General features: G+C 70.1%; 19 protein-coding genes. 6 read left to right on the plus strand and 13 right to left on the minus strand.

Features of this window, described 5'->3' with window-relative positions:
• The first annotated feature begins 132 nt into the window (after positions 1–132).
• Genes SLINC_RS08950 through SLINC_RS08965 form a run of 4 tightly spaced genes read left to right on the plus strand, consistent with a single transcriptional unit; the run spans position 133 to position 3,660 of the window.
• Positions 133–999, plus strand: coding sequence for an ABC transporter ATP-binding protein (locus tag SLINC_RS08950; protein ID WP_067428976.1), 867 nt, complete (start codon positions 133–135; stop codon positions 997–999).
• Positions 996–1,841, plus strand: coding sequence for an ABC transporter permease (locus SLINC_RS08955; RefSeq protein WP_067428979.1), 846 nt, complete (start codon positions 996–998; stop codon positions 1,839–1,841). Before SLINC_RS08950 ends, SLINC_RS08955 begins: the two co-directional genes overlap by 4 nt.
• Positions 1,799–3,040, plus strand: coding sequence for a sensor histidine kinase (locus tag SLINC_RS08960; RefSeq protein ID WP_079164463.1), 1,242 nt, complete (start codon positions 1,799–1,801; stop codon positions 3,038–3,040). The genes SLINC_RS08955 and SLINC_RS08960 overlap by 43 nt, the downstream gene beginning before the upstream one ends.
• The gene (locus SLINC_RS08965; protein ID WP_067428989.1) at positions 3,037–3,660 is read left to right on the plus strand and encodes a response regulator; all 624 of its coding nucleotides are present in this window, start codon (positions 3,037–3,039) and stop codon (positions 3,658–3,660) included. Before SLINC_RS08960 ends, SLINC_RS08965 begins: the two co-directional genes overlap by 4 nt.
• A 197-nt stretch (positions 3,661–3,857) precedes the next feature.
• Here SLINC_RS08965 and hisS read toward each other — a convergent pair whose 3' ends face one another.
• Together hisS and SLINC_RS08975 are read right to left on the minus strand one after the other, a co-directional pair.
• The gene (gene hisS / locus SLINC_RS08970) at positions 3,858–5,120 is read right to left on the minus strand and encodes a histidine--tRNA ligase (RefSeq protein ID WP_067428991.1); all 1,263 of its coding nucleotides are present in this window, start codon (positions 5,118–5,120) and stop codon (positions 3,858–3,860) included.
• Positions 5,121–5,131: 11 nt separating this feature from the next.
• Entirely contained in the window at positions 5,132–5,839 is a 708-nt protein-coding gene (locus SLINC_RS08975) for an MBL fold metallo-hydrolase (protein WP_067428993.1), read from the minus strand.
• Between the two features lie 178 nt (positions 5,840–6,017).
• Here SLINC_RS08975 and SLINC_RS08980 point away from each other — a divergent pair, with 178 nt between their 5' ends.
• Positions 6,018–6,842, plus strand: coding sequence for a peptidylprolyl isomerase (locus tag SLINC_RS08980; RefSeq protein ID WP_067428995.1), 825 nt, complete (start codon positions 6,018–6,020; stop codon positions 6,840–6,842).
• Positions 6,843–6,977: 135 nt separating this feature from the next.
• The gene (locus SLINC_RS08985; protein WP_067428997.1) at positions 6,978–8,207 is read left to right on the plus strand and encodes a DUF349 domain-containing protein; all 1,230 of its coding nucleotides are present in this window, start codon (positions 6,978–6,980) and stop codon (positions 8,205–8,207) included.
• A 100-nt stretch (positions 8,208–8,307) separates the two neighbouring features.
• Here the strand turns inward: SLINC_RS08985 and relA are convergent, their stop codons facing one another.
• The 11 genes from relA to pdxS all read right to left on the minus strand — a co-directional run bounded on the left by relA (position 8,308) and on the right by pdxS (position 20,099).
• Positions 8,308–10,848 (minus strand): GTP pyrophosphokinase, encoded by a 2,541-nt coding sequence (relA, locus tag SLINC_RS08990; RefSeq protein WP_067428999.1) that lies wholly within the window; start codon positions 10,846–10,848, stop codon positions 8,308–8,310.
• A 205-nt stretch (positions 10,849–11,053) separates the two neighbouring features.
• On the minus strand, positions 11,054–11,593 hold the full coding sequence (locus SLINC_RS08995; RefSeq protein WP_067429001.1) for an adenine phosphoribosyltransferase: 540 nt from the start codon (positions 11,591–11,593) through the stop codon (positions 11,054–11,056).
• The gene (gene secF, locus SLINC_RS09000) at positions 11,590–12,711 is read right to left on the minus strand and encodes a protein translocase subunit SecF (protein ID WP_067429003.1); all 1,122 of its coding nucleotides are present in this window, start codon (positions 12,709–12,711) and stop codon (positions 11,590–11,592) included. Before secF ends, SLINC_RS08995 begins: the two co-directional genes overlap by 4 nt.
• Position 12,712: 1 nt before the next feature.
• A complete protein-coding gene (gene secD, locus SLINC_RS09005; protein ID WP_067429007.1) occupies positions 12,713–14,491 on the minus strand; it encodes a protein translocase subunit SecD in 1,779 nt (592 codons plus the stop codon).
• Between the two features lie 130 nt (positions 14,492–14,621).
• Positions 14,622–15,164, minus strand: coding sequence for a preprotein translocase subunit YajC (gene yajC / locus SLINC_RS09010; RefSeq protein WP_067429009.1), 543 nt, complete (start codon positions 15,162–15,164; stop codon positions 14,622–14,624).
• 175 nt (positions 15,165–15,339) lie between these two features.
• On the minus strand, positions 15,340–16,410 hold the full coding sequence (gene ruvB, locus SLINC_RS09015; protein WP_067429012.1) for a Holliday junction branch migration DNA helicase RuvB: 1,071 nt from the start codon (positions 16,408–16,410) through the stop codon (positions 15,340–15,342).
• A 25-nt stretch (positions 16,411–16,435) separates the two neighbouring features.
• The gene (gene ruvA / locus SLINC_RS09020) at positions 16,436–17,041 is read right to left on the minus strand and encodes a Holliday junction branch migration protein RuvA (RefSeq protein WP_067429015.1); all 606 of its coding nucleotides are present in this window, start codon (positions 17,039–17,041) and stop codon (positions 16,436–16,438) included.
• Positions 17,038–17,568, minus strand: coding sequence for a crossover junction endodeoxyribonuclease RuvC (gene ruvC, locus SLINC_RS09025; protein WP_067429018.1), 531 nt, complete (start codon positions 17,566–17,568; stop codon positions 17,038–17,040). Before ruvC ends, ruvA begins: the two co-directional genes overlap by 4 nt.
• A gap of 200 nt (positions 17,569–17,768) precedes the next feature.
• Complete coding sequence (locus tag SLINC_RS09030) at positions 17,769–18,521, minus strand: YebC/PmpR family DNA-binding transcriptional regulator (protein WP_067429020.1); 753 nt, start codon at positions 18,519–18,521, stop codon at positions 17,769–17,771.
• A gap of 49 nt (positions 18,522–18,570) precedes the next feature.
• Positions 18,571–19,188 carry a pyridoxal 5'-phosphate synthase glutaminase subunit PdxT gene (gene pdxT / locus SLINC_RS09035; protein ID WP_067429022.1) on the minus strand — a complete coding sequence of 206 codons (618 nt, stop codon included), beginning with the start codon at positions 19,186–19,188 and terminating at the stop codon, positions 18,571–18,573.
• Positions 19,188–20,099, minus strand: a complete 912-nt coding sequence (gene pdxS, locus SLINC_RS09040) for a pyridoxal 5'-phosphate synthase lyase subunit PdxS (RefSeq protein WP_067429024.1) — start codon at positions 20,097–20,099, stop codon at positions 19,188–19,190. The genes pdxT and pdxS overlap by 1 nt, the downstream gene beginning before the upstream one ends.
• Positions 20,100–20,117: the final 18 nt, after the last annotated feature.

Consider the following 20,117-nt stretch of genomic DNA (forward strand, 5'->3'; position numbering starts at 1 on the left):
TCTGCTGGAGAGTTGACCTTCTTCGGGCATCGGCCATTGTGCCGCACCGAGGCCTCTGTCCACCGTTCGGTGGACATAAGCAAGGACGCACGGTCGTCCCGGAACGCTCGGTTCAGGCCGAGGCTCGAACGCATGACAGCACACGCGAAAGAACTCGCGGTGGACGTACGGGGGCTGCGCAAGCAGTACGGCGACGTGACCGCGGTCGACGGGATCGATCTCGGCATCCGCAAGGGAGAGGTCTTCGGCCTGCTGGGGCCCAACGGGGCGGGCAAGAGCACGACGGTGGAGATCCTCCAGGGCAACCGCGACCGGGACGCGGGCGAGGTGTCCGTCCTCGGTGCGGACCCGGCGCACGGCACGCGCGCGTGGCGCTCACGTGTCGGAATCGTCTGGCAGGACGAATCCGCGCCCGCCGAGTTGACGGTCGGCGAGACGGTGCGGCACTTCGCCCGCTACTACCCGAGGCCGCGGGACCCGGAGGAGGTCATCGGGCTGGTCGGTCTCCGGGCCAAGGAGGACAGCCGGATCAAGGCGCTCTCGGGCGGGCAGCGCCGGCGTCTCGACGTGGCCCTCGGGGTGATCGGCGGTCCCGAGCTGCTGCTCCTGGACGAGCCGACCACCGGTTTCGACCCCGCGGCCCGGCGCCAGTTCTGGGACCTCATCCGCAAGCTGGCCGACGAGGGCACCACCATCCTGCTCACCACGCACTACCTGGAGGAGGCGGAGGCCCTCGCCCACCGTCTCGCGATCGTCAGCCAGGGGCGGGTCGTCGCCGAGGGCGAGCCCGCCGCCCTGCGGCAGGGCCACGGCACGGGGGCCACCGTCGAGTGGACCGAGCCGGACGGCTCCCCGCGCATCGAGCGCACGGACACCCCCACCCGGACGGTGGCCGAGCTCATGCGCCGCTTCGACGGTGAGATCCCGGGGCTGCGGGTGAGCCGCCCCACGCTGGAGGACGTCTACCTCCGGCTGACCGGACAGGAGGACGCGCGATGACCACGACCGCCGTACGGTCCCGCACCGGGGCGCCCGCCGCACGGTTGCCCGGGGCATGGGGGCTGGGGCTGCGCCGGGGCGCCCTGGAGCTCAAGCAGTTCTTCCGGCAGCGCGACCAGGTGGTGTTCACCTTCGCCTTCCCGGTGGTGTTCCTGTTCCTGTTCGCCTCGATCTTCAGCGACGACGTGGAGGGCGCCGGCATCACCGCCTCGCAGCTGTACGTCCCGGCGATGATGGCCGCCGGCATCATGTCGACCAGCTTCCAGTCGCTCGGCATCTCGATCGCGATCGAGCGGGACGAGAAGGTGCTGCGCCGGCTGCGCGGGACGCCGATGCCGCCGGCGGCGTATTTCCTCGGCAAGATCTGGCTGGTTCTCGTCACCGGTCTGCTGGAGACGGCGATCCTGCTGGCCGTCGGCACGACGCTGTACGACGTCGAGCTGCCGTCGGACGCGGCCCGCTGGTTCGACTTCGCCTGGATCTTCGTGCTGGGCCTGACGGCGTGCGCGCTGCTGGGCATCGCAGTCAGTTCGCTGCCGAAGACGAGCAAGAGCGCGAGTTCCGTGGTCGTCCTCCCCTTCCTGGTGCTTCAGTTCATCTCCGGGGTATACATCGCGATCGACACCATCCCGGACTGGATGCTGAACATCGGGGCGCTGTTCCCGCTGAAGTGGATGTGCCAGGGGCTGCGCGGAGTGTTCCTGCCCGAGTCGGCGCAGGTGCTGGAGCAGACGGGAGGCTGGGAGTTCGGACGGATCGCCCTGGTGCTGGGGGCGTGGTGCGTCGGAGGATTGCTGCTGTGCCTGCTGACCTTCCGGTGGAAGAACCGGCGCGACGGGTGACGGACCCGGACGGTGCCGTCGGCGCGTACACCTGGGACCGGTCGTTCCGGATCTGGGACGCGTACTTCGCGCTCATCTGGCTGGCCACCCTGGTGACCGTGCTCGGCGCGGACCGTCCGGGGTGGCCGGTCCGCATCGTCGCGGCGGGTCTGCTCGTCGCGCTCGTCCCGCTGTTCGTGTGGGTGGGGCGGCCCATCCTCCGGGGTGATCCGCCCGAGGAGCGGCGGGCCCTCGGCTATCTCGGGGCGGCCATGGCGCTGTTCCTGTCGTCGGCGATCCTGGTGGGCGAGACCCGGCTGATCACCTTCGCGCTGGTCCCCCAGTGCTTCATGACCCTGCGGATGCGGCGCGCGCTGATCGTGGTGACCGTGATCAACATCGTGCCGGTGGTGGGCTGGGTGCTGGTCTGGCGGCCGAGCGACCAGGACGTCTTCAACAACGCGCTGTTCGCCGTGGTCTCCCTCGTCTTCTCGATGGCCGTCGGCAGCTGGGTCATCCGGATCATCGAGCAGAGCCAGGAACGGGCCGCGCTGATCGCCGAGCTGGACTCCAGCCGGCACGAGATCTCCCGTCTCTCGGCGGCGCACGGGGCCCTGACCGAGCGGGAACGGATGGCCCGGGAGATCCACGACACGCTCGCGCAGGGCTTCACCAGCCTGCTGATGCTGGTCCAGGCCGTCGAGGCGGAGCTCGATGACGACCTCCCGCAGGCCCGCCGTCATCTGGCGTTGATGGACGAGACCGCCCGGCAGAACCTGGCCGAGGCCCGGGCCCTGGTCGCCGGAGGTGCCCCGGCCGACCTGGACGGTGCCTCGCTCCCGGACGCCCTGCGCCGGCTGGCCGCGCGCCACGAGGCCGCCCTGGAGGTGTCCGGGCCGGTGCGTCCCCTGCCCGCCGGCCCCGAGGTGGTGGCGCTGCGCGCCTGCCAGGAGGCGCTGGCCAACGCCCGCAGGCACGCGGGGAGTTCGGCGGCCGTGGGGATCGCGCTGACCTACGCCGACGAGGCGCTCACCGTGTGCGTACGGGACACCGGGTGCGGTTTCGATCCGGCGGCCGTGCGCGGCGGTTACGGTCTGGCGGGATTGCGTGCCCGGGCCACCGAGGTGGGCGGCACGGCGCGGATCCGCAGTGCGCCGGGCGACGGGACGACCGTGACCGTCCGGCTGCCCGTCCCTCCTGTGAGGAGCTGTTCACCGTGATCCGGATCATCCTGGCCGACGACCATCCCGTCGTACGGGAGGGCCTGCGGGCGATGCTGAGCGCCGAACCGGATCTGGAGGTGGTCGCCGACGCCTCCAGTGGGCCGCAGGCGGAGGCGCTGGCGGCCGAGTTGCGGCCCGACATCGTGCTGATGGACCTGCGGATGCCCGGCGGCGGGGGCGCCGATTCCATCGTGCGGATGAGCGAGGCGGGGCTGCCCTGCCGGGTGATCGTCCTGACCACGTACGAGACGGACCGTGACATCCTGCGGGCCGTGGAGGCGGGTGCCGCGGGCTATCTGCTCAAGGACCTGCCGCGTGGCGAACTGGCCGAGGCGGTACGGGCCGCCGCGCGCGGCGAGACGGTGCTCGCCCCGGCAGTCGCGGCACGGCTGGTCGACCAGCTGCGGACCAAGCCGGAGCGCCCCCACCTGTCGTCACGCGAGACGGCGGTGCTCAGGCTGGTCGCCGAGGGCTGCACGAACGCGGAGATCGGCAGGCGGCTGTTCATCGGGGAGTCGACGGTCAAGACCCACTTGCTGCGCATCTTCGGGAAACTCGGCGTCGACGACCGGACCGCGGCGGTGACGAGTGCGATGCGTTACGGACTGCTGGACTGAGGTTTTCGCCCCCGCCGCCCCTACCCGTCCCATCCTTCTGGGGCTCCGCCCCAGCCCCCGCTCCTCAAACGCCGGAGGGGCTGGATTTTTCAGCCCGTCCGGCGTTTGAGGACGAGGCCCGTTCAGGGCCGAAGCGGGGGTCTGGGGGCGCAGCCCCCGGGGATGGGACGGGTAGGGGCGGCGGGGGCGAGAAACACTCAGCCCAGCCGTGCTTCCAGCTCCGCCACGATCTCGTTGACCCCGACCGCCGTCTGCTCGCCGGACTCCATGTCCTTGAGCTGGACGACGCCCTCGGCGAGGTCGCGCTCGCCGGCCACGATCGTGTAGCGGGCCCCGCTGCGGTTGGCGTTCTTCATGGCGCCCTTGAGGCCCTTGCCGCCGTAGGAGAAGTCGGCGGCGATGCCCACCTTGCGCAGCTCGGTGACCTTGGCGAACAGGATCCGGCGGGCCTCCTCGCCCAGCGGCACCGCGAAGACGCTGGTGCTGGCGGGGAGTTCGAGCTCGATGCCCTCCGCCTCCAGGGCGAGGACCGTCCGGTCGACGCCCAGCGCCCAGCCCACCGACGGCAGCGCGGGGCCGCCGATCATCTCGGACAGGCCGTCGTAGCGGCCGCCGCCGCCCACCGCGGACTGGGAGCCGAGACCGTCGTGGACGAACTCGAAGGTGGTGCGGGTGTAGTAGTCCAGGCCGCGGACCAGCTTCGGGTCGTCCTCGAAGGCGACGCCCGCGGCCGTGATCAGCTCGCGGACCTCTTCGTGGTACGCCTTGCACGCGTCGCAGAGGTAGTCCCGCAGCAGCGGGGCGTCCCCGAGCTGCTTCTGGACCGACTCGCGCTTGTCGTCCAGGACCCGCAGCGGGTTGATCTCCGCCCGGCGCAGGGTGTCCTCGTCGAGATCCAGGCCGCGCAGGAAGTCCTGCAACGCGGTCCGGTACACCGGGCGGCACTCCTGGTCGCCCAGGCTGTTGAGCAGGATCCGGAAGGTGCGCAGGCCCAGCGAGCGATACGCCTGGTCGGCCAGGATGATCAGCTCGGCGTCCAGCGCCGGGTCCTCCGCGCCGATGGCCTCGGCGCCGACCTGGGAGAAGTGCCGGTAACGGCCCTTCTGCGGGCGCTCGTAGCGGTAGTACGAGCCGGAGTACCAGAGCTTGACCGGGAGGTTGCCGGCCTTGTGCAGGTTCGCCTCCAGGGCGGCGCGCAGCACGGAGGCCGTGCCCTCGGGGCGCAGGGCGAGCTTGTCGCCGCCCTTGGTCTCGAAGGCGTACATCTCCTTGGTCACGATGTCGGTGGACTCACCGACACCGCGCGCGAACAGCTCGACGTTCTCGAAGCCGGGCGTCTCGACGTAGCCGTAGCCGGAGTTGCGCAGGGGCGCGGCGATCGCCTCGCGGACCGCCAGGAAGGTGGCGCTGTCCGGGGGGATCAGGTCGTACGTGCCCTTGGGGGCGTTGAAGGTGCTCACGGAAGGTCTCGTCACATTCCTCGTCGGGGAGCCTGCTGAGCTCCCTGGCCGGCGGCCACCTGCCGCAGATACGGGTTGGCGGCGCGCTCCTGGCCGATGGTCGTCTGGGGGCCGTGGCCGGACAGCACCACGGTCGAGTCGTCGAGCGGCAGGCACACGCGGGCCAGCGAGTCGAGCATCTCGGCCATGTCACCGCCGGGCAGGTCGGTGCGTCCGATGGAGCCGGCGAAGAGCAGGTCGCCCGAGAAGAAGACCGGCGGGATGTCCGCCGCCTCGGGCAGGCCGAAGGTCACCGACCCCTTGGTATGGCCCGGCGCGTGCGCGACGGTCAGCTCCAGACCCGCGAGCTCCAGCTTCGAGCCGTCGGCCAGTTCACGGACGTCGTCGGGCTCCCCGACGGTCAGCTCACCCATCAGCGGCATCCCGACGGAACGGCCGAGCGCCTTCTCCGGATCGCTCATCATGTAGCGGTCCTCGGGGTGGATCCACGCCGGCACGTCGTGCGCGCCGCACACCGGGACGACCGAGGCCACATGGTCGAGGTGGCCGTGTGTGAGGACGACGGCGACGGGCTTGAGCCGATGCTTCTTCAGCGTCTCCTCGACTCCCTGAGCGGCCTGGTGGCCGGGGTCGATGATCACGCACTCCTCACCGGCGGCGGGGGCGACGAGATAACAGTTCGTCCCCCAGGCCCCGGCGGGGAACCCGGCAATGAGCACGATCGTCCCTCGTTGTGTCGATACGGGCGGGCTTCGGGCGGCTAAGCCTGTGGTCAGAGCCTACCGGCGCTGCCGATTCCTCAGCGAACCCATATACGGTACGGGGCACACGCAGGCGGTCGGCTCACAAGACGCACGCGTCCCAGTCGACGTACGAGACGCACGAGGAGAGAATCCGGTGGTCACCCAGGAACAGCGGAAGCGTCAGCTCGCCCGGGAGAAGTTCTTGCGGCAACAGCAGCGGCGCACAGCCGCGCGGCGCAAGGCCCGCATGCGGAACTCGGTGATCGCGTCGGTACTCGGCGTGGTCCTGGTCGGCAGTCTCGCCCTGTACACGAGCGGTGTACTCAAGGACGACGACAAGACCAACACGAGCTCCGAGTCGACGCCGAGCAAGGAGCCCAGCAAGGCTCCGGATCCGTGCGAGAAGCCCGCGGCGGGCAAGGTCAAGACGGCGACCTGGAAGAAGGAGCCGGCGTTGACGATCGACAAGTCGGCCACCTACTCGATGGAGCTGGCGACGACCTGCGGCGACATAGACATCGCGCTGAAGACGTCGGCCGCGCCGCGCACGGTGAACTCGTTCAGCTTCCTTGCGAGCAAGGGCTACTTCGATCACACCAAGTGCCACCGCCTGACCACCGAGGGGATCTACGTCCTTCAGTGCGGCGACCCCACGGGCAGCGGCAGCGGTGGTCCCGGCTACACGATTCCGGACGAGAACCTGAAGGACAAAAGCCTCAAGAGCAACATCTATCCGGCGGGCACCGTGGCGATGGCGAACACCGGCCAGCCGAACTCCGGCGGCAGCCAGTTCTTCCTCGTCTACCAGGACAGTCAGCTCCCGCCGAGCTACACACCGTTCGGCACGGTGTCCGAATCCGGTATGAAGGTCCTGAAGAAGATCGCCGCCGCGGGAGCGCAGGCCGCGGACCCCACGACGGGCAATACGGCACCCAACGCGACGGTCGTCATCAACAAGGCAACTGTCACCAAATCCTGACCGCCAGCTGCGAAATTTCGGTCGCGCGGGATGCGGACAGGCAACCCGCTGGTCGCCTATGTTGGCCGTGACGAAACTGTGGACGATGCCCGGGGGCGCTGAGGCCCCTCGCGGGCATCATGTGGAGGAGGCGCTGTGAGCAGCGACCCGTGGGGCCGCGTCGACGAGACGGGGACCGTGTACGTGCGTACGGCCGACGGCGAGCAGGTCGTCGGTTCCTGGCAGGCGGGCTCCCCCGAGGAGGCGTTGGCCTATTTCGAGCGCAAGTACGAGGGCCTGGTTGTCGAGATCGGCCTCCTCGAGAAGCGAGTGAAGACCACCGACCTGTCGGCGAAGGACGCACAGGTCGCGATCGACCACATCCGGGAGCAGGTCGACGCCCACCACGCGGTCGGTGACCTGGACGCGCTCAAGGTCCGGCTGGACAAGCTCGTGGAGACCGTCGACAAGCGCCGCGAGGAGCGCAAGCAGCAGCGGGCCAAGCAGTCCGACGAGGCCCGGCACTCCAAGGAGGCGCTGGTCGCCGAGGCGGAGGAGCTCGCGCAGTCCGACCAGTGGCGGGCGGCCGGCGAGCGGCTGCGTGCCCTGGTGGACACCTGGAAGGGTCTCCCCCGCCTGGACCGCAAGTCCGACGACGAGCTGTGGCACCGCTTCTCGCACGCTCGCTCGGCGTTCTCCAAGCGCCGCAAGGCGCACTTCGCTCAGCTGGACGCGCAGCGCGAGGAGGCCCGCCGCACCAAGGAGCGCCTGGTCGGGGAGGCCGAGGCGCTGTCGGGTTCGACGGACTGGGGCCCGACGGCCGCGCGCTACCGCGAGCTGATGGCGGAGTGGAAGGCCGCGGGGCGCGCCCAGCGCGAGCACGAGGACGACCTGTGGAACCGCTTCCGCGGCGCCCAGGACGTGTTCTTCGCCGCCCGCAGCTCGGTCTTCGCCGAACGGGACGCCGAGCAGTCGGAGAACCTCAAGCTGAAGGAGGAGCTGGCCGAGGAGGCCGAGAAGCTCCTGCCGATCGGCGACCTGAAGAGCGCCCGTGCCGCCTTCCGTACGCTCAACGAGCGCTGGGAGGCCATCGGCCATGTACCGCGGGATGCCCGGCCGAAGGTCGAGGGCCGGATGCACGCGGTCGAGCGCGCGCTCCAGGAGGCCGAGGAGACCGAGTGGCGCCGGACCAACCCGGAGGCACGCGCGCGTGCCGAGGGCCTGACCGGCCAGCTCCAGGCCGCCGTGGACAGGCTCAAGGGCCAGATCGAGCAGGCACGCGCCCAGGGCAACAACGCCAGGGCCGACAAGCTCGAGCGTGAGCTGGAGGGCCGCCAGGCACTCCTGGACCAGGCACTGAAGGGTCTTCAGGAGTTCGGCGGCTGAGACCGCCGATACGACCGAGACCGTACGACGAAGGGCCCCGCACCTCGGGTGCGGGGCCCTTTCGTATGTCCTCTACGACATGTCTTCTACGGCATGTCCTCTACGACCGGCTGCGCGCCGACGTCACGCGGTACACGTCGTACACGCCCTCCACGCCCCGGACCGCCTTCAGGACGTGCCCGAGGTGCTTCGGGTCGCCCATCTCGAAGGTGAAGCGGGAGGTGGCGACGCGGTCGCGGGAGGTCTGGACGGCCGCGGAGAGGATGTTGACGTGCTGGTCGGACAGGACGCGGGTGACGTCCGACAGGAGCCGGGAGCGGTCCAGTGCCTCGACCTGGATGGCGACCAGGAAGACCGAGGACTGGGTGGGCGCCCACTCGACCTCCAGGATGCGCTCGGGCTCGCGGGACAAGGAGTCCACGTTCACGCAGTCGTTGCGGTGAACCGATACGCCACTGCCGCGGGTGACGAAGCCCATGATCGGGTCGCCGGGCACGGGCGTACAGCAGCGGGCCAGCTTGACCCACACGTCGTCGACGCCCTTGACCACGACACCCGGGTCGTTGCTGCTGCGCCGCTTGCGGCCGCGGCCGCGCGTGGACGGGACCGACTCGTCCATCTCCTCGGTGGCGGCCTCCTCGCCGCCGAGGGCCTGCACCAGCTTCTGCACGACGTTCTGCGCGGCCACATGGCCCTCGCCGATCGCCGCGTAGAGCGAGGAGATGTCCGGGTAGCGCATCTCGTGCGCCAGGGTGACGAGCGAGTCGCCGGTGAGGATGCGCTGGATCGGCAGGTTCTGTTTGCGCATCGCACGGGCGATGGCGTCCTTGCCCTGCTCGATCGCCTCGTCGCGCCGCTCCTTGGAGAACCAGGCGCGGATCTTGTTGCGGGCGCGCGGCGACTTCACGAAGCCGAGCCAGTCGCGGGAGGGTCCCGCGCCGGCCGCCTTGGAGGTGAAGACCTCCACCAGGTCGCCGTTGTCCAGGGTGGATTCGAGGGGGACGAGCCTGCCGTTGACCCGTGCGCCTATGGTCCGGTGGCCGACCTCCGTGTGCACCGCGTAGGCGAAGTCCACCGGAGTGGCACCCGCCGGGAGCGCTATGACGTCGCCCTTGGGGGTGAAGACGAAGACCTCGTTGCGGGACAGGTCGAAGCGCAGCGACTCCAGGAACTCGCCCGGGTCCTCGGTCTCCTTCTGCCAGTCCAGCAGCTGGCGCAGCCACGCCATGTCGTTCAGGTGGTCGTCCTTGCCCTTGCCGGACGACTTCGGCGCGTCGGTGCGCACCTTGGAGGCGCCGGCGACGGCCTCCTGCTTGTACTTCCAGTGCGCGGCGATGCCGTACTCGGCGCGGCGGTGCATGTCGAAGGTGCGGATCTGGAGTTCGACCGGCTTGCCGTTGGGCCCGATGACCGTCGTGTGCAGCGACTGGTACATGTTGAACTTGGGCATCGCGATGTAGTCCTTGAACCGCCCCGGAACCGGGTTCCAGCGGGCGTGGACGGTGCCCAGCGCCGCGTAGCAGTCACGGACGGTGTCCACCAGGACGCGGATGCCCACCAGGTCGTAGATCTCCGCGAAGTCCCGGCCGCGGACGATCATCTTCTGGTAGACGCTGTAGTAGTGCTTCGGGCGCCCGGTGACGGTCGCCTTGATACGGGCCGCGCGCAGGTCGGCCTGGACCTCGTCGGTCACTATGGCCAGGTACTCGTCACGCTTCGGTGCCCGCTCGGCCACCAGCCGGACGATCTCGTCGTACATCTTGGGGTAGAGGATCGCGAAGGCGAGGTCCTCCAGCTCCCACTTGATGGTGTTCATGCCCAGGCGGTGGGCGAGCGGCGCGTAGATCTCCAGGGTCTCGCGCGCCTTCTTCTCCTGCTTCTCGCGCTTGAGGTAGCGCATGGTGCGCATGTTGTGCAGCCGGTCGGCGAGCTTGATGACCAGGACGCGCGGGTCCTTGGCCATGGCCACGACCATCTTGCGCACGGTCTCGGCCTGGGCCGCCTCGCCGAACTTGACCTTGTCCAGCTTGGTGACGCCGTCCACGAGCAGGGCGACGGAGTCGCCGAAGTCGCGGCGCAGCTGGTCCAGGCCGTACTCGGTGTCCTCGACGGTGTCGTGCAGCAGACCGGCCATGAGGGTGGCCGGGTCCATGCCGAGCTCGGCGAGGATGGTGGTCACCGCGAGCGGGTGCGTGATGTACGGGTCGCCGCTCTTGCGCTTCTGGCCGCGATGCCAGCGTTCGGCGACCTGGTAGGCCGTCTCGATCTTGCGGAGCGTCGCGGTCTCGATCTTCGGGTCGTTGCTGCGCACTATCCGCAGCAGCGGCTCCAGGACCGGGTTGTAGGGGTTGGAGCGCTGGACGCCGAGGCGGGCCAGACGGGCGCGGACGCGGTTGGAGGAGCCGGAGCGGGCGGGCTGGCCGGCGGGGGCACGGACCGTGGAGGTGTTCACGGGGCGCTCGGGCACGACCGGCTTGGGGCGCGGCTGCTCCGCGGGCTTGTCGACGGGCGCGGCCTGGGCGTGCTGGACCGGCCCGCGGGTGTCGTTCTTCGCCTGCGACACGTTCGGCGCGGGCTTCGCCGCGGGGGCCGAGGCGGGCTCGGGCTTGGCGGCGGTCAGGGGCTGGGCCTCGTCTGGCAAGAGGACTCCTCGTGCGCGATCCGGGTCCCCCGGTCAGGCTCCGGAGACCCCATGGTAGCGATCCTGCGCCCGAGGATCGCCTTCAGGCCGATGTGAGGGCCGTCTACTCGTGAAACACAAGAGGCGGGCACCGGATTCCTCCGGGCCCGCCCTCGCGGTGTTCCGCGGGTGACGCCGGGGTGTCCCCCGGGTGCCCGCGCCGGTCTCAGACCGTGAGCAGCGCCTCCAGCGGGGCGCCGGACAGCGCCGGTTCCAGACGGCCGCGGCCGCCCAGGAAGCCCAGTTCCATCAGGACGGCAAGGCCGGCGACCTCGGCGCCCGCCCGGCGGATGAGCTGGATCGAGGCCTCGGCGGTGCCGCCGGTGGCCAGGACGTCGTCGACGACCAGGACCCGGTCGCCCTGCGCGAGGTCCTCGGCGTGCACCTCGATCTCGGCGGAGCCGTACTCCAGGTCGTAGGCCTGGCTGAGGGTCGCTCCGGGGAGCTTGCCCGCCTTGCGTACGGGGATGAAGCCGAGGCCCGCGCGGACCGCGACCGGGGCGCCGAGGATGAAGCCGCGGGCCTCCAGGCCGACGATCTTCGTGGCGCCGGTCTCCGTGGCGATCCCGGCGAGGGCGTCGGTGAGCGCGGTGAACGCCGCCGGGTCCGCCAGCAGCGGGGTGATGTCCTTGAACATCACCCCCGGCTCCGGGTAGTCGGCCACGTCACGGATCCGGCTGAGCAGCAGCTCCTGAATGTCGGTCATCGGCGCTTCCCCGACGGTCGGCCGCGGCCCCGGCTGCGGGCCGCGGGCTGGTTGCGCGGGCCGACGACCGCGTGGGCCTCGTCGTCCTCGGGCTCGTCCGCGGGCACCTCGTCGGTGACGCGGGTGTCCGGGGCCTCGCCCGCCGTGGCACCCTGGGCGCGCTTGGCGAGGACGCGCTTCTTCAGCGCCTTCATCTGCGGCTCGAGCTCCTTGAGGTCGGCGACGAGCGGCGTGGCGATGAAGATCGAGGAGTACGCACCGGCCGCGAGACCGACGAACAGCGACAGCGAGATGTCGTTCAGCATGCCGGCGCCGAGGACACCGCCGCCGATGAACAGCAGGCCACCCACCGGCAGCAGCGCCACCACGGTGGTGTTGATGGAGCGGACCAGGGTGCTGTTGATCGAGCGGTTGGCGACGTCGCTGTAGGTCCAGCGGGTCTGCTTGGTGATGTCCCTGGTCTGTTCCTTGAGACTGTCGAAGACGACGACCGTGTCGTAGAGCGAGTAACCGAGGATGGTCAGCAGACCGATCACCGTGCCGGGTGTGACCTCGAAGCCGACGAGGGCGTAGATACCGACCGTGATGGTGATGTCGTGGATCAGCGCGACGAACGCGGCGATCGCCATGCGCCATTCGAAGGCGATCGCCAGATAGATCACGACGAGGACCAGGAAGATCCCGAGGCCCTGCCAGGCCTTGTTGGCGATCTGGTCACCCCAACTGGGGCCGATCAGGTCGGCGTTGATGCTCTCGGAGTCGACCTTCAGGTCGGTCGCCAGCTCTTCCTTGATCTGGTTGGACTTCTCGGTGTCGATGCCGGCGATCTGGATGCGCAGGCTGCCGTTGCCGAGCTTCTGCACGATCGCGTCGTGGCCGGAGGCCTCTTCCGCGTACGTCTCGGCCTGGGAGACCGAGGCGACCGTCTTCTTCGGGGTGGTGAAGACCGCGCCGCCCTGGAAGTCGATGCCCATGTTCAGGCCGCGCACCGCCAGGCCGACGATGGCCGTGATGGTGATCAGGATCGAGATGCTGTACCAGATCTTGCGGTTCTTGACGAAGTCGTAGCCGACCTCGCCACGGTGCAGTCGGGCGCCGAGGGTGCCGAGCTTCGACATCTCACGCCTCCTTCGGGTCGACGGGGCCGGCGGTGGGAGCGGAGCGACGCGTGCGGCGCAGCGGAGGCTTGGCGCCCAGAGCCTTGGGGTCGAGGCCGGACCACTTGTGGCCGCTCGCGAAGAAGTTGCGGCGGGCCATGAGCGTCAGCAGCGGCTTGGTGAAGAGGAAGACCACGACGACGTCGAGCAGGGTGGTCAGACCGAGCGTGAACGCGAAGCCCTGGACCTTGCCGACGGTGACGATGAACAGCACCGCCGCGGCGAGGAACGACACGAAGTCGGAGACCAGGATGGTGCGCCGGGCACGCGGCCAGGCCCGCTCGACGGCGGGGCGGAGCGTGCGACCCTCGCGGATCTCGTCACGGACACGTTCGAAGTAGACGATGAACGAGTCCGCCGTGATGCCGATCGCGACGATGGCACCGCAGACGGCCGGCAGGTTGAGCGCGAAGCCGATGGCCGGGCCGAGCAGCGACATGATCACATAGGTGAGCGCGGCGGAGACCAGCAGCGAGGCGACCGCGATGAACGACAGACCCCGGTAGTACACCAGCAGGTAGAGCACGACCAGGGCGAGGCCGATGGCGCCGGCGATCAGACCGGCGTGCAGCTGCTCGCCGCCGAGCGCGGCGGTCACCGTGGTGACGCTGTCCTCCTTGAAGGACAGCGGCAGGGCGCCGTACGACAGCATGTTGGCGAGGCCCTGGGCCTCCTCCTGGGTGAAGCTGCCGGAGATTTCCGCGTTGCCGGTGGTCAGCGCCTGGCTGACGCGCGGGTCGGAGACGACCTCGCCGTCGAGCACGATCGCGAACTGGTTCTGCGGGGGCTGGTTCTGGGCGAGCCGGCCGGTGATGTCGGCGAACTTCTTGGTGCCGCTGCCCGTGAAGTCCATGGTGACGGTCCAGCCGGCGGCGGTCGTCGTCTGGAAGACGGCCTGCGCCTTGTCGACGTCGGTGCCGTCGACCGCGGCCGGGCCGAGGATGTACTTCTGCCACTGGCCGCTCGAGTTGCCGCAGGCCACCGTGGGGTCGGTGGGCTTGGTGCCCTTGCCGGCCTCGGCGCGGACCTTCGGGTTGGTGCAGTCCAGGGCGGCGTACTCGGCCTGGAGCTTGCTGGTCGCGTCGTCGGTGGCGCCACCGCTGGCGGGCGGGGAGGCGGCCGGGCTTCCGGAACCGGAGGGGTTCGTGGACGGCGTGGCATCGGCGTCGGCCTTCAGGGCGTCGGTGACCACACGGCCCTGGGTGGTGGAGGTCGACGAAGGCGTGGCGGAGGGGGATCCCGACGAGGTCGCCTTCTCGTCCTTGGCGCCGTCGGTCGCCTTGTCGCTCGCACCGCTGGAGGGGCTCGGCGACGGGCTGGTCGGCGTGCCGGCGGAGAGCTCGGTGGTGAGGACCGGCCGGAAGTACAGCTTGGCGGTGGTGCCGACCTGGTCCTGGGCCTCCTTGGAGTTCGTGCCCTTGGGGATGTTGACGATGATGTTCGCGTCGCCCTGGGTCTGAACCTCGGCCTCGGACACACCAAGACCATTGACACGGCGGTTCATGATCTCGACCGCGGTGTCCATGTTGGTCTTGTTGATCGCGGACTCCTGGCCCGGCTCCGTCTCGGCCCGCAGTGTGATGCTGGTGCCGCCGGCGAGGTCGATGCCGAGCCGCGGGGTGGTGTGCCCGGACAGGAACATGCCTCCGGTGAGCGCCACCATGGCGATCAGGATGAGGGCCAGCGAGCGCCCTGGCTTGCTCTGGGCGCTCGCGTTCCGGCCCCTCTTAGGTGCTGCCACCTTCTCGTACTCCCTCTCGGGCCGCCTCGCGCCGGATCAACGGGCGGGCGGCCATGAATGTGTCGGGATCCCGTGTGAGCTGCGCGTATGCCGGGGCGCGCGGCGGCGGCCCGCGCACCCCGGCATACGGCTACTTCGCCTCGGAGTCGCCGTCGGTCTTCTTCGGCTCCTCGTCCGTCTTCGCGTCGTCCGCCTTGACGTCGTCCGTCTTGGCGTCATCCGCCTTCGCGTCGTCCGCCTCGGCGGCCGCGGCCTCGGTGGGCTCGGCGTCGGTGGTCTCCTCGACCGTGTCCTTCTTGCCGAGGTCCACGGACTTGGCGTCGCCGTCGGTCTCGGTGAGGGAGGAGGCGTCGTCCGGGACGACGTCGGAGTCGGACTTCAGATCGTGCTCGACGCCGTGGACGATGCGGTTGTACTCGTCGTCGGTCAGGACCGCACCGATGGCGTTCTTCGCGAAGAGCAGGTCGACGCCCGGACCGGCGTCGACGAGGACCGTGTCCTCGTTGACCTCCTTCACCGTCGCGTACATGCCCCCGATGGTGCGGATGCCACTGCCGGGCTGCATATCGTTCCGCATCTGCGCAGCGGCCTGCTGCTTCTTCTTGGCGGAGCGGGTCATCAGGAACATGGCCCCGATGAGCACGATGAACGGGAGGAGGGTCACGAGACTCACGGGTCGGTACTTCCTTCACGCGACCGCGGTGGTGAGCGGCCTGATGGTTGGGGGGATGTGCACCGCCGACAAAGGCGGCATCGGCGGAGTCTAAGCGAGTCCGCGCGCATGGAACAACGCTCAGCATCCCACCGTGGTTCCTGCCGCGGCCAATGCGCGCGCCGTCACCGCGTCGTCACGTCCCGAACAGGTCCTGTTGTCCGTTTCCTGTGGCCGCCGAGCCGGGCGGGGTGAGGCCGAGATGCGCCCATGCCGCGGGTGTGGCGACCCGTCCGCGCGGGGTGCGGGCGAGCAGTCCCTCCCGGACCAGGAACGGTTCGGCGACCTCCTCCACGGTCTCGCGCTCCTCCCCCACCGCGACCGCCAGGGTGGACAGGCCGACCGGGCCGCCGCCGAACAGTTTGAGCAGGGCCTCCAGGACGCCCCGGTCCAGGCGGTCGAGGCCGCGGGCGTCGACCTCGTAGACGGCGAGGGCCGCCTCGGCGATGTCGCGGGTGATCAGACCGTCGGCCTTGACCTGGGCGTAGTCGCGCACCCGGCGCAGCAGCCGGTTGGCGATACGGGGCGTGCCGCGGGAGCGGCCGGCGATCTCGGCGGCACCGTCGGCCTCGATCTCGACGTCGAGCAGGTTCGCCGAGCGGTGGATGACGCGCTCCAGCTCAAGGGGCTCGTAGAACTCCATGTGCGCGGTGAAGCCGAAGCGGTCGCGCAGCGGCGGCGGCAGCAGGCCAGCGCGGGTGGTGGCGCCGACCAGGGTGAAGGGAGGCAGCTCCAGGGGGATGGCGGTGGCGCCGGGGCCCTTGCCGACGATGACGTCGACCCGGAAGTCCTCCATCGCCATGTACAGCATCTCCTCGGCGGGCCTCGACATGCGGTGGATCTCGTCGAGGAAGAGGACCTCGCCCTCCTGGAGGGAGGACAGGATCGCGGCGAGGTCGCCGGCGTGCTGGATCGCGGGGCCGCTGGTGATGCGGATCGGGGCGTTCATCTCGGCCGCGATGATCATCGACAGGGTGGTCTTGCCGAGGCCGGGGGCGCCGGACAGGAGCACGTGGTCGGCGGTGGCCCCGCGCGCGCGTGCCGCCCGGAGCACCAGGTCGAGCTGTTCGCGGACCTTCTCCTGGCCGATGAACTCGCCCAGGTCCTTGGGGCGCAGGGCGGCCTCGACGGCCTGGTCCTCCCGGTCGGCGCCGGAGTCCACCAGTCGCTCCGCGGCGGACTCGTCGGCCGTGTCGTCCCAGTTCATGTGATGTGCCTCGGTATCCGGTGGGTCAGCGGGCGCGGTTCAGGGTCTGAAGGGCCGCCTTCAGCAGGTGGCCGACCTGGGGCGTGCCCCCGGCGGCCTCGGCCTGCGGCGCCACCGCGGAGACGGCCTCGTCGGCCTCGCGGGTCGCGTACCCCAGGCCGATCAGGGCCGCGTGCAGCTGGTCGCGCCAGCCCTGGGTGACCGGGGCACCGATCGCGGGGGCGCCGACGGGCTCGCCCAGGCGGTCCTTCAGTTCGAGGAGGAGCTTCTGGGCGCCCTTCTTGCCGATGCCGGGGACGGCGATGAGCGCCTTCTCGTCGCCCGTCGCGACGGCCCGGCGCAGTGCGTCCGGGCTGTGCACGGCCAGCATCGACTGGGCCAGCCGCGGGCCGACTCCGCTCGCGGTCTGGAGCAGTTCGAAGACCTGGCGTTCGTCGTCGTCCACGAAGCCGTACAGGGTCAGCGAGTCCTCACGGACGACGAGAGAGGTCGCGAGCTTGGCCGGCCGGCCGAGCCGGAGCGTGGAGAGGGTGTTCGGCGTGCACTGGACGGCCATGCCGACACCGCCCACCTCGACCACCGCGGCGTCGGGAGCGAGTGCGGCGACGGTCCCGCTGACGAAGGCGATCATGCCCTACGGCCTTTCGTTGCGTGCAGGGCGACGGCCTGCTGGAGTCGGTTCTGGGCGGGGGCGCGCCAGATGTGGCAGATGGCGAGCGCGAGGGCGTCGGCCGCGTCGGCGGGCTTCGGGGGTGCGTCGAGCCGCAGCAGCCGGGTGACCATGGCACCGACCTGGGCCTTGTCCGCGCGGCCGCTGCCGGTGACGGCGGCCTTGACCTCGCTGGGCGTGTGCAGGGCGACGGGGATGCCGCGCCGGGCGGCGCAGAGCATCGCGACGGCGCTGGCCTGGGCGGTACCCATGACCGTACGGACGTTGTGCTGGCTGAACACCCGCTCCACGGCGACGCATTCGGGCCGGTGCTCGTCCAGCCACTGTTCGATGCCCTGCTCGACGGCGACGAGCCGCTGCCCCAACTCGGCGTCCGCGGGCGTGCGGACGACGCCGACGCCGAGCATGGTGAGCGGCCGTCCCGCGACGCCCTCGACCACACCGACACCGCAACGCGTCAGTCCCGGGTCCACCCCCAGTACGCGCACCCGCGCTCCCCTCTTTGCGGCTGAGCCGCCGCCGCTCTCGCGGACGTGGCCGAGCGCCGTCGGGGTTGCTCAATTCTTGGCTGCGGCCCGTGGACGGCGATCTTTGACTGTCGTCAGGCTATCCGCTGCCACCGACAACAGCGGCGGGCCGGCGGGACGTGTCCCAACGGCCCGCCGAAACGGCTCAGCTCGCGGCAGCGCTACGCGTCGACCTTCTCCATGACCTCGTCGCTGACGTCGAAGTTGGCGAAGACGTTCTGGACGTCGTCGCTGTCCTCGAGCGCGTCGATCAGCTTGAAGATCTTCCTGGCGCCCTCCTCGTCCAGCTCGACCTGCATGGTCGGGACGAAGTTGGCGTCGGCGGAGTCGTAGTCGATCCCGGCGTCCTGGAGGGCGGTGCGGACGGCGACCAGGTCGGTGGCCTCGCTGAGGATCTCGAAGGACTCGCCGAGGTCGTTGACCTCTTCGGCGCCCGCGTCCAGGACCGCTCCGAGGACGTCGTCCTCGCCCAGCTCGCCCTTGGGGACGATGACGACGCCCTTGCGGTTGAAGAGGTACGACACCGAGCCCGGGTCGGCCATCGAGCCGCCGTTGCGGGTCATGGCGACGCGGACGTCGGAGGCGGCGCGGTTGCGGTTGTCGGTGAGGCACTCGATGAGCACCGCGACACCGTTGGGGCCGTAACCCTCGTACATGATCGTCTCGTAGTCGGCGCCACCGGCCTCAAGCCCACCGCCGCGCTTGATCGCGGAGTCGATGTTCTTGTTCGGGACCGAGCTCTTCTTCGCCTTCTGGACGGCGTCGTACAGCGTCGGGTTGCCGTCGAGGTCCACGCCGCCCATGCGCGCCGCGACCTCGATGTTCTTGATCAGCTTCGCGAAGAGCTTGCCGCGCTTGGCGTCGATCACGGCCTTCTTGTGCTTCGTCGTGGCCCATTTAGAGTGGCCGGACATCTGCCTGTCTCCTTCGCGTAACCCATCCAGATACGAACTGCCAGAGATCCTACAAGGACTCGGCCGCCCGGTTGGCGCGCACCATGTCGACAAAGAGCGCGTGCACGCGGTGGTCGCCGGTCAGTTCGGGGTGGAACGACGTGGCGAGCGCGTTGCCCTGGCGGACCGCGACGATGTGGCCGTCGTGCTCGGCGAGCACCTCGGCCTCGGCGCCGACGGACTCCACCCAGGGGGCGCGGATGAACACGCCCTCCACAGGATCGCCCTCGATGCCCTTGACGTCGACCGCCGCTTCGAAGGACTCGTTCTGACGTCCGAAGGCGTTGCGGCGCACGATCATGTCGATGCCGCCGATCGTCTCCTGGCCCGAGCGCGGGTCGAGGATCTTGTCGGCGAGCATGATCAGGCCCGCGCAGGTGCCGTAGACGGGCATGCCGTCGCGCACGCGCGCGCGGAGGGGCTCCATCACGCCGAAGAGGACGGCCAGTTTGGAGATGGTGGTGGACTCGCCGCCGGGGATGACGAGGGCGTCCACCTCGGCGAGTTCCTCGGGGCGCCGCACCGGCCTGGCCACGGCGTCGGCCGCGGCCAGGGCGATGAGGTGCTCCCGTACGTCGCCCTGGAGTGCGAGTACTCCGACGACGGGAGAGGCCGTGGGAGAGGTCATCACCAGCCCCGGTTCGCGTAACGCTCGGCCTCGGGCAGGGTGTCGCAGTTGATGCCGACCATGGCCTCGCCGAGGTTGCGGGAGGCGTCCGCGATGATCTTGGGGTCGTCGTAGAACGTGGTGGCCTTGACGATGGCGGCGGCGCGCTTGGCCGGGTCGCCGGACTTGAAGATGCCGGAGCCGACGAAGACGCCCTCGGCACCGAGCTGGCGCATCAGGGCGGCGTCGGCCGGGGTGGCGACGCCACCGGCGGAGAACAGGACCACCGGGAGCTTGCCGAGCTCGGCGACCTCCTTGACGATCTCGTACGGGGCGCGCAGTTCCTTCGCGGCGGCGTACAGCTCGTTGTTGTCGTAGCCGCGCAGCCGGGCGATCTCGTTCTTGATCTGGCGCAGGTGGCGCACGGCCTCGACGACGTTGCCGGTGCCGGCCTCGCCCTTGGAGCGGATCATGGCCGCGCCCTCGGCGATGCGGCGCAGGGCCTCGCCCAGGTTGGTGGCGCCGCAGACGAAGGGGGTCGTGAAGGCCCACTTGTCGGAGTGGTTGACCTCGTCGGCCGGGGTGAGGACCTCGGACTCGTCGATGTAGTCGACGCCGAGGGACTGGAGCACCTGGGCCTCGACGAAGTGGCCGATGCGGGACTTGGCCATGACCGGGATCGAGACGGCCTCGATGATGCCCTCGATCATGTCCGGGTCGGACATACGGGCCACGCCGCCGTCCTTGCGGATGTCGGCGGGGACCCGCTCCAGGGCCATGACGGCGACGGCGCCCGCGTCCTCGGCGATCTTCGCCTGGTCCGGCGTGACGACGTCCATGATCACGCCGCCCTTGAGCTGTTCGGCCATGCCGCGCTTCACACGCGCGGTGCCGGTCTCGGGAACCTGGTTGTCGGAAAGCGTGCTGGACACGGATGACCTCGCTGAAGG

Source organism: Streptomyces lincolnensis, assembly GCF_001685355.1.
GTDB classification, from domain to species: domain Bacteria; phylum Actinomycetota; class Actinomycetes; order Streptomycetales; family Streptomycetaceae; genus Streptomyces; species Streptomyces lincolnensis.

Bases quoted from the DNA above. Each gene is read 5' to 3' on its own strand.
- ruvB (WP_067429012.1), bottom strand. From the start codon at position 16,410: ATGAACTGGGACGACACGGCCGACGAGTCCGCCGCGGAGCGACTGGTG.
- secF (WP_067429003.1), bottom strand. From the start codon at position 12,711: ATGTCGAAGCTCGGCACCCTCGGCGCCCGACTGCACCGTGGCGAGGTC.
- SLINC_RS08955 (WP_067428979.1), top strand. From the start codon at position 996: ATGACCACGACCGCCGTACGGTCCCGCACCGGGGCGCCCGCCGCACGG.
- SLINC_RS08950 (WP_067428976.1), top strand. From the start codon at position 133: ATGACAGCACACGCGAAAGAACTCGCGGTGGACGTACGGGGGCTGCGC.
- ruvA (WP_067429015.1), bottom strand. From the start codon at position 17,041: ATGATCGCCTTCGTCAGCGGGACCGTCGCCGCACTCGCTCCCGACGCC.
- SLINC_RS09030 (WP_067429020.1), bottom strand. From the start codon at position 18,521: ATGTCCGGCCACTCTAAATGGGCCACGACGAAGCACAAGAAGGCCGTG.
- SLINC_RS08995 (WP_067429001.1), bottom strand. From the start codon at position 11,593: ATGACCGACATTCAGGAGCTGCTGCTCAGCCGGATCCGTGACGTGGCC.
- pdxT (WP_067429022.1), bottom strand. From the start codon at position 19,188: ATGACCTCTCCCACGGCCTCTCCCGTCGTCGGAGTACTCGCACTCCAG.